The sequence below is a fragment of the Paenibacillus profundus genome, from assembly GCF_021369635.1.
Lineage (GTDB): Bacteria > Bacillota > Bacilli > Paenibacillales > Paenibacillaceae > Paenibacillus_B > Paenibacillus_B profundus.
This window is the reverse complement of the sequence record NZ_JAJNBZ010000003.1, coordinates 111686-124070: the sequence shown is the minus strand read 5'-3', so window position 1 is coordinate 124070 and position 12385 is coordinate 111686. Positions and strand designations below refer to the sequence as shown.

Annotated in this window: 11 protein-coding genes; 7 read left to right on the top strand and 4 right to left on the bottom strand. The window is 49.5% G+C overall.

Annotated elements, in window-relative coordinates; translation table 11 throughout:
* Positions 1–87: 87 nt before the first annotated feature.
* Positions 88–1431 (bottom strand): ABC transporter substrate-binding protein, encoded by a 1344-nt coding sequence (locus LQV63_RS05805; RefSeq protein WP_019422981.1) that lies wholly within the window; start codon positions 1429–1431, stop codon positions 88–90.
* A 412-nt stretch (positions 1432–1843) separates the two neighbouring features.
* On the opposite strand from LQV63_RS05805, the gene LQV63_RS05800 reads away from it, so the two are divergent.
* Both LQV63_RS05800 and LQV63_RS05795 read left to right on the top strand, forming a co-directional pair.
* Positions 1844–3145 (top strand): MFS transporter, encoded by a 1302-nt coding sequence (locus LQV63_RS05800; protein ID WP_233696000.1) that lies wholly within the window; start codon positions 1844–1846, stop codon positions 3143–3145.
* A gap of 237 nt (positions 3146–3382) precedes the next feature.
* A complete protein-coding gene (locus LQV63_RS05795) occupies positions 3383–4147 on the top strand; it encodes an SDR family oxidoreductase (RefSeq protein ID WP_233695999.1) in 765 nt (254 codons plus the stop codon).
* A 198-nt stretch (positions 4148–4345) separates the two neighbouring features.
* Here the strand turns inward: LQV63_RS05795 and LQV63_RS05790 are convergent, their stop codons facing one another.
* Both LQV63_RS05790 and LQV63_RS05785 read right to left on the bottom strand, forming a co-directional pair.
* Positions 4346–4585 carry a hypothetical protein gene (locus LQV63_RS05790; RefSeq protein WP_233695998.1) on the bottom strand — a complete coding sequence of 80 codons (240 nt, stop codon included), beginning with the start codon at positions 4583–4585 and terminating at the stop codon, positions 4346–4348.
* A 213-nt stretch (positions 4586–4798) separates the two neighbouring features.
* On the bottom strand, positions 4799–5542 hold the full coding sequence (locus tag LQV63_RS05785; protein WP_233695997.1) for a YwaF family protein: 744 nt from the start codon (positions 5540–5542) through the stop codon (positions 4799–4801).
* A gap of 266 nt (positions 5543–5808) precedes the next feature.
* On the opposite strand from LQV63_RS05785, the gene LQV63_RS05780 reads away from it, so the two are divergent.
* The 3 genes from LQV63_RS05780 to LQV63_RS05770 are packed head-to-tail and all read left to right on the top strand — an operon-like array spanning position 5809 to position 7745.
* The gene (locus LQV63_RS05780) at positions 5809–6129 is read left to right on the top strand and encodes a PadR family transcriptional regulator (RefSeq protein WP_019422986.1); all 321 of its coding nucleotides are present in this window, start codon (positions 5809–5811) and stop codon (positions 6127–6129) included.
* Positions 6126–7463 carry a DUF4097 family beta strand repeat-containing protein gene (locus tag LQV63_RS05775; RefSeq protein WP_233695996.1) on the top strand — a complete coding sequence of 446 codons (1338 nt, stop codon included), beginning with the start codon at positions 6126–6128 and terminating at the stop codon, positions 7461–7463. Before LQV63_RS05780 ends, LQV63_RS05775 begins: the two co-directional genes overlap by 4 nt.
* Positions 7464–7484: 21 nt before the next feature.
* Positions 7485–7745: a hypothetical protein gene (locus LQV63_RS05770; protein WP_233695995.1), complete on the top strand. Its 261-nt coding sequence runs from the start codon at positions 7485–7487 to the stop codon at positions 7743–7745.
* 97 nt (positions 7746–7842) lie between these two features.
* Here the strand turns inward: LQV63_RS05770 and LQV63_RS05765 are convergent, their stop codons facing one another.
* Positions 7843–9195 carry an Nramp family divalent metal transporter gene (locus tag LQV63_RS05765; protein ID WP_233695994.1) on the bottom strand — a complete coding sequence of 451 codons (1353 nt, stop codon included), beginning with the start codon at positions 9193–9195 and terminating at the stop codon, positions 7843–7845.
* Between the two features lie 310 nt (positions 9196–9505).
* On the opposite strand from LQV63_RS05765, the gene LQV63_RS05760 reads away from it, so the two are divergent.
* Together LQV63_RS05760 and LQV63_RS05755 are read left to right on the top strand one after the other, a co-directional pair.
* Positions 9506–11407 carry a heavy metal translocating P-type ATPase gene (locus LQV63_RS05760; protein ID WP_233695993.1) on the top strand — a complete coding sequence of 634 codons (1902 nt, stop codon included), beginning with the start codon at positions 9506–9508 and terminating at the stop codon, positions 11405–11407.
* Positions 11408–11551: 144 nt separating this feature from the next.
* A complete protein-coding gene (locus LQV63_RS05755; protein ID WP_019422991.1) occupies positions 11552–12199 on the top strand; it encodes an SGNH/GDSL hydrolase family protein in 648 nt (215 codons plus the stop codon).
* Positions 12200–12385 lie beyond the last annotated feature (186 nt).

Here is a 12385-nt window from a genome sequence, read left to right as displayed (position 1 = left end):
CCATGTAGGTTCTGCCTACACTGCGCTCCTCCCTCTTCAGGTTCATGCAACCTTCTTGGTGTTGAAAAGTTCATTATTTGAACACGCTTAATTGCTGTCTTCCAACACTTTGTTGATTTCTGCTGCCGCTTCCTTCATCAAATGAGCCGGGTCCCCGTGTTCGAGCACCATTTTTCCGACCGCTTCAATATAGAAGTCGCTGAACTCCGGATACAACGGATGCTGGATGCGAGGCTGAACGTTATCGAAATTCTCGAGCACCACTTTGTATTGCGGCCAGCGTTCTTGATAAGCTTTGCCTTCCTCGGTATCGACGACTGACTTATGTGTTGGCAAATAGCCGACTTTTTCCGCCCATTTAATGTTGTACTCTTTGCTCGTCATGAACTGAATGAACTTCCACGCCGCTTCTTTTTGATTGTCTTTGGCACCGCTCATCATGACGATACCAGCTCCGCCGATATTGGAAATGCGTGTTTTGTCGCCAGGGAGGAAGGAGACACCGACTTCAAAGTCTGCATTTTCCACATACGTCTTAATCATGGCGGAAGTGTGTTCGATCATGGCGATTTTACCTTCCAGGAACATTTGGCGCATCGTGCCAGACGCTCCTTTGCCGTATCCGATATGCATGGCGCCTTCATCCACCCAACGATTGAAGTTCTGAATGTAGCGCAGGCTTTCTGGCGAATCGATGCTGGCTTGCGTCATATCGGCGTTCAAGACGGAGCCGCCGCCGTTGATCATCCATGGGTCATAATACCAGTTGTCCCATCCTGGAACGGAAAGAGCATAACGATCGGTTTTTCCATCTTTTTTCACAGTAACCTTCTTGTTGAACGCTTCGACTTCGTCCCACGTTTGCGGCGGCGTGACGCCGAGCTTGTCGAGCATCGTCTTGTTGTAAACCATGACGCTCATGCTCACGATAAGCGGAAATCCGAATTGGCGGCCTTCGTAAGCATAGGCTTTCGCCATGCCTTCGGAGAAGCTGGACATGTCAACCTGATCACGCTCGATATAAGAAGTAAGGTCTTCAAAGATTCCGTCATGCGCAAACATTGGCAAGGAAGAGACCTCAACGTTCGTTACCGCAGGAACATCGTTCGCTGCGACTGCAGCCAGCAGCTTCTTGTGCAGATCGCCATAGCCGCCTTGATAGACAGGTTCAACCGTAATGTAAGGATATTTCTTATGAAATTCTTCAATCATGTACGTCAAGCCCTCTTCTTGGGCTTCCGCATGAGAATGCCAGTATTGGATTTTGACGGGTGTCTTGTCTTCTTTCTTTGCTGCCGGAGCGGCAGCTTCCCCTTGGCCTTTGGCCGCATCGCTTGTGCTTTCCGAGGCGGAGCCAGTAGAGCATCCGACGACAGCGAGGAACAGCATGGAAATAACAGTTAGCATCGTAAACCAACGTTTTTCTTTCATAGATACATTTACACTCCTCATGAATGGGTTCCTAATGTAGGGTAAAGAGTGAGCTAACGACAAATTGGATTCTTTAGTAAAATCATCGGAACTGTGCACATGTCCCATTGTAAAACGTGATTTTTAACATAGCGTTAAGCTAGTAATAAGGAATTGTAAATAGTGCCATTAATTTTGCAGGGCTATTATAGAAATGCCTACTTCATCCTATGGGTATGCGCTTTCAAAAATAACTCGAATATTTGCAACATTTTAATAATCTATGAAAACGAAACCGCCTAAACTTTTCGTGTGCTAAAATAGGGAATATTCTTAATTCTGACACGAAAGGGACTATGAACAGCATGATGCGCATACGTGTACAAGATAAGAGCATGGGATTTCTTCTGAGCCTCGGTGCGGAGGCAGGCAGATGACTTCCATGGAATCCTTGAATCATAGTTTCTATCGCAAGAGGCAGCTCCGCCATATGTATGTCTACATGTTTATGCTTTTTACGCCGGCGGCGGTCTTTTCTTCTTTTTTTCCGTTATATTACAAAGATATCGGTTATAGCGACGCCATGTACGGATTGCAAAACGCGGTGCTTCCCATCGTTGGCATGATCGGCAATTATTTAATTGGCTATTTGAGCGACAAGTTCGCGGCCATGAAGCCTCTCCTGTTGGCCCTCTTGCTTGCGTTGATTGGAGTATTGTTTTTCGTCTTTCATACCTCGGAGCCGTGGACGGTGATGGGACTCATTTTTGTTTTTCAATTTCTGTGGGTTCCAGCCACGTCGCTGACCGACAGCATGGCGATGCTTGCGGCGAGACGGCTGGGAGATTCCTATGCGGTCATTCGCGGCTGCGGCGCGGCAGGGTTTGCCGTATCGGCGGTTCTTATCGGATGGCTGCTGGAGCGGCTGCCGGGACATGCATCGATGGGATGGATCGTGATGGTTCTGGTCGGTTTGACCGGCTGCGCGCTGCTGCCGCTGCGGGATCCGAGACGGGACGATACGGAACGAAATGCAACTGAAGCGCTTGCGGCAGAGGTTAGTGAAGAGAGTGCGGGCGGATTGTCGACTCGGAAAAAGCCACAGGCAAAAGTGAACATGAAAGAGTTCTGGAGCTACGTCTTCACGCGGCGCTTCGTATTATTCATGGTCGTGCTCATCATTTATAATATGACGCTCATCTTCAACGACCAATATTTTAGCTTCATGATCCGGGATATGAACGGAAGCTCGCTTGACATCGGTCTCGGGTGGATGCTGCCGGCGGCGACGGAAGTGTTTGTCTTTTTATACTTGGGCCGTTCTGGCCGGCAGTTCCGGCCGCTCTTCATGCTGGCGTTGTCCGCGGTCATTATGGCTGCACGCGCGCTCGTCATCTACACAACCGACGTCTTGCCGCTCATCTTGTTTATGCAGGCGGTTCAAGGAGTAGGCATTGCCCTGTACTTCATTTATTTGGCGGAGTATATGATGGATCTTATTCCAGACCGCTTCCGCGCAAGCGGCCAAGCGGTTATGTCGGTCATTATGAGCATCGGGGCGACGATGACGGGAAGTCTTATCGGGGCTTTTATATATAATCAACTGGGAACAAAGGCTCTGTATTTAGGCATGGGGCTGCTCCTGCTCGTATCCGCCGCCGGATTTATTGCCGCGGAACGTCTGGAAGGGCGGCATGGCACCGTTTGCCCAGAGACAGATACCCACTCTGCATGAGGCGAGCGCTCATCGCATGCAGAAGGTTCATTCCGTTATATTCAAATCTGATATCAAAGCCGTTCTCATCGTCGTGCTGCGACTGGGAACGGCTTTTGTGGATTTTGTGTACCTTTAAGACCGCTCTCTCAGTGACTCCCTCTGAACGACAAACATGAATTCCGAATGAGAGAGCAACATTTCAAACATCACCTTGTGCTATAACTAAACATGAATTCCAAACAAGGAGATGAGGGCATGAGTAAGTTGAAGGGTAAAATCGCTTTAGTAACCGGTGCAAGCCGGGGGATTGGTCGTGGCATTGCGTTACGTCTAGCACAGGATGGCGCATTCGTCGCCGTGCACTATGGAAAAAGACAAAATGAAGCAGAGGAAGTGGTTCATAAGATTCAACAAAGTGGAGGTTCCGCATTCACGATCGGTGCTGACTTAAATGCCCTTAACGGCATTCGTGATTTATATGCGACATTGGATGAAGCCCTTCGGAAACGTACAGGCGATAATCGGTTTGATATTCTTGTGAATAACGCTGGAATCGGGCAAATTCTAACCGTTGAAGAGGCAACGGAAGAATCTTTTGACGAGGTCATGGACATTAATGTCAAAGCACCGTTTTTTGTTACCCAGCAAGCCTTGCCGCGCCTGAAAGATGAAGGCCGTATTATCAATATCTCATCGTTTGTTACACGAGTGGCCTCCCCTACTGTTTTCACCTACAGCATATCGAAGGGTGCGGTCAACACACTTACGCACGTCTTGGCTAAGCAACTTGGGAGCCGTAATATTACGGTGAACGCTATCCTGCCTGGCATTATTAATACAGAGATGAATGCCGGGACGTTGCAAGATCCCAATGGACAGAAATATGCCGCTGGTCTTTCCACCTTCAACAGGTGGGGGGAGCCTGAAGATGTGGCGGATATTGCCGCCTTTCTTGCCTCATCGGACAGCCGTTGGGTAACCGGGCAATTGATTGATGCAAGTGGCGGATCTCATCTATAAATGAACGGGCACGTTAGTTGTATGAGTTCTACCAGAAAATCGGACTCCTTTATGAAATGAAGAGTCCGGTTTTTTGATGTTATAACCTGGCATAAGGGCCTCTCTTGATTTCAATCCGGTTCTATAGGGGCATCTTCGGGAATGGGGGTGGATGGCTCCTCGGCTCCTTTTAGGTGATAAAAGAAAATGTCAATACTTTCAAGCAGCAGCCTCACGGCCAGAGCAAGGAATGTCTCCACTGCCCGTCGTCGCATAAGTGATATTGAATACGGACGTGAGCGTCATTGCATGAGGCTCCTTCACTTCATTCTTAATCGCTAGATTCAGCCATTGCAGGAACAGCGCCCCAGGACTTTCCGGCAGTCGTGTCACATCAAAGGGCGGAAAAGGCCCAGACAACGATTTTAAGCTTCTTAATAGTTCATTTGGATTGTTCATCTGCACCATACCTCCTTGTCCTTCTCAATATATCTATTAATAACTCAAAATAGCTCGATATCCCCCCGTACCGAAAGATCAACGTGACTCTGGGCGTGTTTGTCAGAAAAATGCATGTATCCCGGTCAGTATATAGTGAGGCTGCTGCTGACTCCCGCTCGTGATTGTCATAGATCTGCGGTTGCCAGTCCGTCGGTATGTGAAGCACTGCGATTAATCATAGCCCGTCTCCTGAGGCTGCACTTGCCGAACTCGCGCAGAGATGGCAAATGGCAGGTACATGAGCAAGAACACCAAGCATGCGACAACCTCCAGCGACAGCAAATACCATGGATACGGTCCAAGCACATCCAGAAGCGAGGCCGTCTCAGGCTTGCGGGCGAGGAACATGTAATTGCCGCCGGTCATTGCGTTCACGGTGCCGACTGCAACAAGGAGCAGATTGAGAAAGCCCATGGCAGCGAATACAGATTTGAGGGTAGGACGGTATCCTTCCACCCAGAGCATGTACAGCACAGCCAAAATAATAGCGATATGCGCCGCAAAAAACTCGATGAATCGGAAATGAGGATAGTCATAATCAAGCGCTGGGGTGAGCAAGGCCTGCAAGGCTCCGCCAATTCCAACGAAGTATACGATCTGGAACAAGCGCCGGCTTTTCCAGATGAGCATGGCAACTGACAGATATAACGATATGGTGCACAGTTCAAGCGGCAGCGTATCCTTCACGTCGTATTGCCCATGCCAGATGTACCACACATTCAACGACAGCTCGGACAGCACGAGTACTGTCACCAGACTGAAGCGGACGATGTTCCCCGCTCGTTTCTCCCGCAGACTGTTCCGGAACGTATATAGACACAAGATAGAGCAGGCGAACAGGGCCAGGACGAAGAGATGAGTAGGAGAATAGGCAGTGAACAGGGCCGAAGCTTGTATATCGAATAGTCGAACCATGGGAAGATCCTCCATATAAAAACTGGATTTATTATACCACACCGAGGAAAATCGTCACGCTTTAATTTTGATGACAGAAGGGGGCGCTTTGCAATTAAACCTAGAATTTAGGCACTTAGTATTTATGCACTTAGAAATTATGCAAATGGATTTTAGTTTAGAAAGGTACCTTGTATTGTACAGTAGTGTGTGTTACTATGTAGAACAACAAGCCATGGAACTATTGACCAGATAAGTTGAAATAGATGTGAAAGGAGGCGAAACGGTTGAACGTTCAATTCAAGAAAGGGGCCTTGGAGCTATGTGTGCTTGTGCTGACCTATGAACAAGACCGCTACGGCTACGAACTCGTTCATCGCATTTCAGAGAAGTTCCTCGTGGCAGAAGGCACGATGTATCCTCTGTTGCGCAGACTGACGCAGGAAGGTTATTTTTCGACGTATTTGAAAGAGTCGCCGGAAGGGCCGTCCCGAAAATATTACAAGCTGACCGAGACGGGCGAGACTTACATGCGCGAGATGATGGCAGAATGGAGCCGCTTCTCGGAAGGCGTGGATGAAATTATTATGGAGGTCATGAAAGCATGAGCATGCAGAGACTGGAATTTTTAGTGAAGCTGGAACGGTTGTTGGAGGGAATCCCGGATTCCGAACGCAAGGAAATAATGTCAGATTTCGAAACGCATTTCGAAGAGGCGCGTGAAATGGGCAAAACGGATGAGGAAATCGTGCGCTCGCTTGGGAGCGTTCAGTCGATTGCAGACGAGATCATCGAGCAGTATCGCCCACATGCGGCTCCATCGGGCGGTTCCGGTGAAGAAAAGCCCGAATCTGGTGAGCGGAAAGAACCATTTCAAGCGGGCGGTTTGAACTTCGATTTGCCGAACTTTGGGCACAGCTCACCAGAGCGGGATCTAGCATACGGGCATGTGGGAGCGGCGATTCATGCGGCGAACATCATGACCGACATGGCGGACGTTTTTACCGAATCGTATGACGGCGATACCTTTGCTTACCGATTCGATAGTTCCGACCCGGAGCAATATGAGGTGATAGAGGAAATTAGCCACGATACCTACAACATTAAGGTCATGCTGCGCAGAACCGGAGCGAAGCGATTCTTTTCGTTCATCTCATCGGCCGGCGCCGATCTGCATGTCCGTGTGCCGCAATCGTTCCGCGGCAGCATGCGGCTTCATTCCAACTCGGGTGATGTGAAGCTGCGGTATTTGCAGAACGAACAGCTGCATATCCAAGTGAATTCCGGCGACGCAAGCATCGAGAACAGCTCGATCGGACTGCTGCGTATAGACGCTAAGTCAGGGGATGTGGAGATGGAGAATTGCCGCTTCGGTGTACTGGAGGCCGAGGCGCTATCGGGAGATTTAGCGATGGAGAACGTGGCGGCGCAACGGGCTCACCTCAAGTCCACATCTGGAGATATGGAGTTGGAAGATGTTGAAGCGGGAGAGCTCGTGATGGAACTGCTGTCTGGAGACTTGAACGTACGGGATGGACGTGGCGTGAATTGGAGCTGCAGCACTGCCTCCGGTGACGTGAAGCTGGTACGTATCGCGGCTGATGTGGAAGCGGCTTCGGCTTCGGGCGATGTGGCCGTGCAGGACATCTGCGGCACGCTGCGAGTGGACGTGAAGAGCGGGGACATCCGCTGTGCCATAGGTCCCGATACCGGCGCATGTTACATCGACAACGTCGCCGGCAGCATTGATGCCCGCCTTGCGTCCTCCATTCGTCAAATGCAGTTGGAAGCGTCTGCCCTGTTAGGAGACTTGTCGCTCAACGTGCCTCTGCTGCAACGGCGAAAAGGATCGGATGGCTTTTTCGAAGGCGGCATCGGAGAAGGCGGTCCGCTCGTCAGATTATCCACGAAGGTCGGAGACGTCAACGTAAAAATGGATTAAGAAGAATGAGGAGTGAAGTACGTGCAGCATGATTATTATTCCGTCGAGAAGCTTATTGAGATGGAGCAAGGACAGGTAGAACGTCAGTCGCGTCACATGCGGATGCTGGGACAGACGAAATGGCTCCCGGCAGAAACGGGGTTGAACGATTTGCGTGACAAGGCGCTTTTCGTGCTGCGGGAAATGCTTGATTCCGATCAGGAAGAGGTTCGGCTCCGTGCGGCTGAAATCATCATGCGGCTCCAGCCGGGCAAGAAGCGCATCTTCCGTCTCGGTTCATGATACAGGCAAAGGCTGCCCCCTAATCGCGGTTCGATTGGGAAGCAGCCTTTTATGTTTTAATAGGAGTTCAAAAAAGGATCTTTTTGAACAACCTCCTCTACATCAATGTTCTTACAAGCAAATAGAGATTCAAGCCTGCAATAATGATGCCGGCTATCCAAGCGAGACTGTTCATCCAGAGTGGGGATACGAAAGCTCCCATCTTTTTCTTATCGCTCGTGAACCGGATGAGCGGAAAGACCGCAAACGATAATTGCAGCGATAGAATAACTTGACTCAATATGAGCAGTTCTGCCGTTCCTTGCTCTCCGTAAATGGCGATGACGATGACCGTAGGCACGATGGCGATAAGACGCGTAATGAGGCGGCGCACCCAAGGCTTTAATCGAATTTGCAGAAAGCCTTCCATGACGATTTGCCCAGCGAGGGTTCCAGTCAAGGTCGAGCTCTGGCCGGAAGCGAGCAGCGCTACAGCGAATAACACGCTTGCCATGCCCGTACCGAGCAGCGGCGTCAGCATTTGATACGCATCCTGTATTTCCGCAATCTCGGTATGTCCACTCGTATAGAATGTAGCGGCCGACAAAATCAAAATAGCGGCATTGACGAACATGGCCAGCATCAACGCAATCGTTGAATCGAGCGTTGCGAACCGAATCGCCGATTTCTTGCCCTCGTAAGACTCTTCATAGTTCCGTGTCTGTACGATCGATGAGTGTAAATACAAATTGTGGGGCATGACGGTTGCCCCGAGAATACCGAGCGCAATGTATAGCATTGCCGGATTTTTCACAATCTCGGCACTAGGAATGAATCCGTGCAGCACTTCTTGAACGTCGGGTCTGGACAAAATAAGCTCTGTGCCGAAGCACATCATAATCGTAGCAATCAGAACAACGATGATAACTTCAACATATCGAAATCCTTTGTTCTGCAGCAGCATCACGATCAGAATATCCAATGATGTAATAATGACCCCGATAATAAGGGGAAGTCCGAACAACAGCTGCAGCGCGATCGCCGAACCGATAATCTCCGCCAGATCGCAGGCCGCGATTGCCAACTCACACAGAATCCATAACGCGAAATTGACCGGCTTGCTGTAGTGGTCGTGACAGGCTTGCGCCAGATCTCTCCCCGTTGCAATTCCGAGTCGTGCAGACAATGATTGCAGCAGCATGGCCATCAGATTTGATATCAAAATGACGGATAAGAGCGTGTAATTAAATTGCGCGCCGCCTGCAATATCGGTTGCCCAGTTCCCGGGATCCATATAACCGACGGCGATGAGGTAGCCCGGACCGACAAATGCGAGAAACTTCCGGAAGAAGCTGCCCTTCTTCGGTACCGGCATTGATTTATACGCTTCGGGAAGACTAGGCTCATCCCGCTGTTGCTTCCATCCGTCTTGAACGTCAGCCGTTGGTTCATCATTAGCATACGGCTTCATAGTATAACCCTTCTTTCTAGCTGTATCGAGATAAAGTATATGTTATACCTATATAAATATTATACTCCCCAACTAACGAGTTTGCATCAGGCGAATAATGTTTCCTTGAGGCAAAAATAATCTTTTGTTCACATTTTCTCGATTGCAGATTATAATAAGTATAGAAAAGTTTCCTCTACTCAAAAAAAATGACTGCGGTGAAAATTAATCTCATTCTCAATGTATGCTGTTCCCTTCACGGGAACAGCATGTCGCATTTTTAGGGGGTTAACAACGATAGTCATTATCAATGAAGGAGGATATTACAGTTATGATGAAACGAACAACAATCCAATTGTGGTGTGAAAAATATGGTGAGGCTCTCGCAGCTGCAGGCACCTTAATCTTTATTTTACTGGCTTTAGTTACCGGAACGGTGTCGGAAATATGGTCTGTCTCTTTCTACCTGTTAGCTTATGTTAGCGGAGGCTGGTTAAAGTTAAAGGACGGGATTGTTACGCTGGTCCGAGACAAGGATTTGGATGTCAACCTGCTAATGATCGCGGCTGCGGTTGGTGCGGCCAGCATCGGGTATTGGTCGGAAGGCGCCGTGCTGATTTTTATCTTCGCTCTGAGCGGTGCGTTGGAGACATTCACGATGAATCGAAGCTCCCGCGATATATCCGCGCTGATGGAACTGAAGCCCGAGCATGCGAACGTGCTGCGGAACGGTGAAGAAGTGAACGTTCCAGTGGAAGAGCTGCAAATTGGCGATCTGATATTAGTTAGACCAGGAGAACGTATTCCGGCTGACGGGATGATAACGGAAGGAAGTTCGGCTGTAAATCAAGCCTCCATTACCGGGGAGAGTCTCCCTGTCGATAAAGTTCGGGGTGATGAGGTGTTCGCGGGTACGGTGAACGGCCAAGGGGTGTTATATGTGGAAGTGACGCAGAGCAGCGATTCCACCCTCTTTTCCAAAATCATTCGCCTCGTTCAGGAAGCGCAAAGCGAAATGCCGAAATCGCAGCGGTTCATCGAGAAGTTCGAACGCATCTATGCCAAAGTCATTATATTGGCAACGCTCGCGCTCATTTTCGTCCCGTTCTTGCTCTTCGGAGTATTGTGGGAGGACGTGTTCTACCGTGCCATGGTATTTCTCGTCGTCGCATCGCCGTGCGCTCTAGTCGCTTCGATTATGCCGGCGACATTGTCGGCTATCTCGAATAGCGCCCGCAAAGGCATGCTGTTTAAAGGCGGGGCGCATTTGGATCATATCTCGCGTATTAAAGTGATTGCCTTTGATAAGACTGGCACGTTAACAAAGGGAGAATTGTCGGTTACAGATGTTGTTCCGTATGCCGGTCTGTGTGAGCACGAGCTGCTTCAGGCGACGGCTGCGCTTGAAACGTTATCGACGCATCCCATTGCTAAGGCAATCGTGCAGAAGGCCGATGCGTGCCGAAGCGAAGATGACTTCGATGATGCATGGATGCGTCCGACCGACTATCAAGCATTGACAGGGCTGGGCATCGCGGCGCGCATGGGTGGCATGCGCTGGCGCGTCGGCAAACCGAAATTTATTATGCCGGCGGATGAAGAGAATGATGTGCACGGCGTGGTGCGCAGCCTGCAGCAGCAAGGCAAGACGGTCATCGTCGTTCAGCGAGAAGAAGAGATTGCCGGCATTATCGCACTGCAAGATCGCATCCGTCCGCAAGCGAAAGTAATGGTGCAACAGTTGAAGCGGATCGGCATCCAAGTGGCAATGCTGACTGGTGATCAGGAGCAGACGGCTGCGGCTATTGCGAAGGAAGCCGATATCGAATTGGTATTCGCCGAGCTGATGCCGGAGGATAAATTGGATATCGTGAAGAAGCTGAAGGCTCAATACGGCGAAGTCGCTATGGTAGGGGACGGCGTGAATGACGCTCCCGCACTTGCAGCCGCCTCCGTTGGCATTGCCATGGGGGCAACCGGCAGCGATGCAGCTCTGGAAACGGCGGACATGGTGCTGATGAATGATGATCTGGATAATATTAAGCACGCTATTTTACTTGGAAGAAGAACGCAGTCGATTGTTAAGCAAAATATCATTTTTGCTTCTGTAGTCATCTCGGCATTAATTATTACGAATTTCGTGTTCGGCGTTCCGCTTCCGCTTGGAGTAGTCGGTCATGAAGGAAGCACTATATTAGTTATATTGAACGGACTCCGGCTCCTCAAATCCTGAATACTTTTTCCTAAATTACAGGCTTCCGGATGAACAAGCAGGAAAATGCTGGCCTCATATCGTATCTATATATTGAACAAATGCTCCTCGTTAACTGGTATAATGAGGAGAGTTATTCCATAACCATGTAGGGAGGTTCATTCCTTGACATTGCAACAAGGCGATAAAGTTGTCATTATTGGGGATTCAATTACCGATTGTGAGCGGGCGAGACCGGTTGGAGAAGGATTATTCGGCGCCCTTGGCAAAGGATACGTCTCTGTATTCGATGCGCTGCTCCAGACGGAGCATCCTGAGCTTGGCATCAGAGTCGTTAATATGGGGCTTAGCGGCAATACGGTTATGGATGTGGAAGCTAGGTGGAACACCGATGTCATTCAACAACACCCGGATGGGGTAATCCTTTGCATAGGAATTAATGATGTGTGGCGCCAGTTCGACATGCCGCATGTGGAGGAATCCCACGTGTATGCGGACACCTACGAAGCTGCATTGGATCGTCTGGTGAAGCGGACGAAGCCTCAGGTGAGATGGATGGCGCTCATGACTCCGTACTATATCGAACCAAATCAGGAAGACGAGATGCGCCGTATGATGGATGAATATGGTGGTATCGTCAGGAGAACGGCCGAGAAGCACGGTACGTTTTTTGTCGACACACAGGCGGTATTTGACCGGTTGCTGCTCAATATGTACCCAGCCGCCTTAGCGTGGGATCGTGTCCATCCGAATATGATAGGACATATGGCTATCGCAAAATCGCTCATTAACGCATTGCCCGTGTCATCCTAATGTTTAATACTCCATCATTCAGCGTCCCGGTATAGGTTTTCTTTTGAATAGTCACAGTAAACAGCCGACAACCGGGACTTTTTCCCCGATAAGAGGACGGCTCGAATATGTCCTCATTTCCGTAACGAACCAAATCAAATGCAAGTTATACACCGCGCGATAAGTATATTGTAACCGCTTACTTTA

Bases quoted from the DNA above. Each gene is read 5' to 3' on its own strand.
- LQV63_RS05805 (WP_019422981.1), bottom strand. From the start codon at position 1,431: ATGAAAGAAAAACGTTGGTTTACGATGCTAACTGTTATTTCCATGCTG.
- LQV63_RS05800 (WP_233696000.1), top strand. From the start codon at position 1,844: ATGACTTCCATGGAATCCTTGAATCATAGTTTCTATCGCAAGAGGCAG.
- LQV63_RS05795 (WP_233695999.1), top strand. From the start codon at position 3,383: ATGAGTAAGTTGAAGGGTAAAATCGCTTTAGTAACCGGTGCAAGCCGG.
- LQV63_RS05790 (WP_233695998.1), bottom strand. From the start codon at position 4,585: ATGAACAATCCAAATGAACTATTAAGAAGCTTAAAATCGTTGTCTGGG.
- LQV63_RS05785 (WP_233695997.1), bottom strand. From the start codon at position 5,542: ATGGTTCGACTATTCGATATACAAGCTTCGGCCCTGTTCACTGCCTAT.
- LQV63_RS05760 (WP_233695993.1), top strand. From the start codon at position 9,506: ATGATGAAACGAACAACAATCCAATTGTGGTGTGAAAAATATGGTGAG.
- LQV63_RS05775 (WP_233695996.1), top strand. From the start codon at position 6,126: ATGAGCATGCAGAGACTGGAATTTTTAGTGAAGCTGGAACGGTTGTTG.
- LQV63_RS05765 (WP_233695994.1), bottom strand. From the start codon at position 9,195: ATGAAGCCGTATGCTAATGATGAACCAACGGCTGACGTTCAAGACGGA.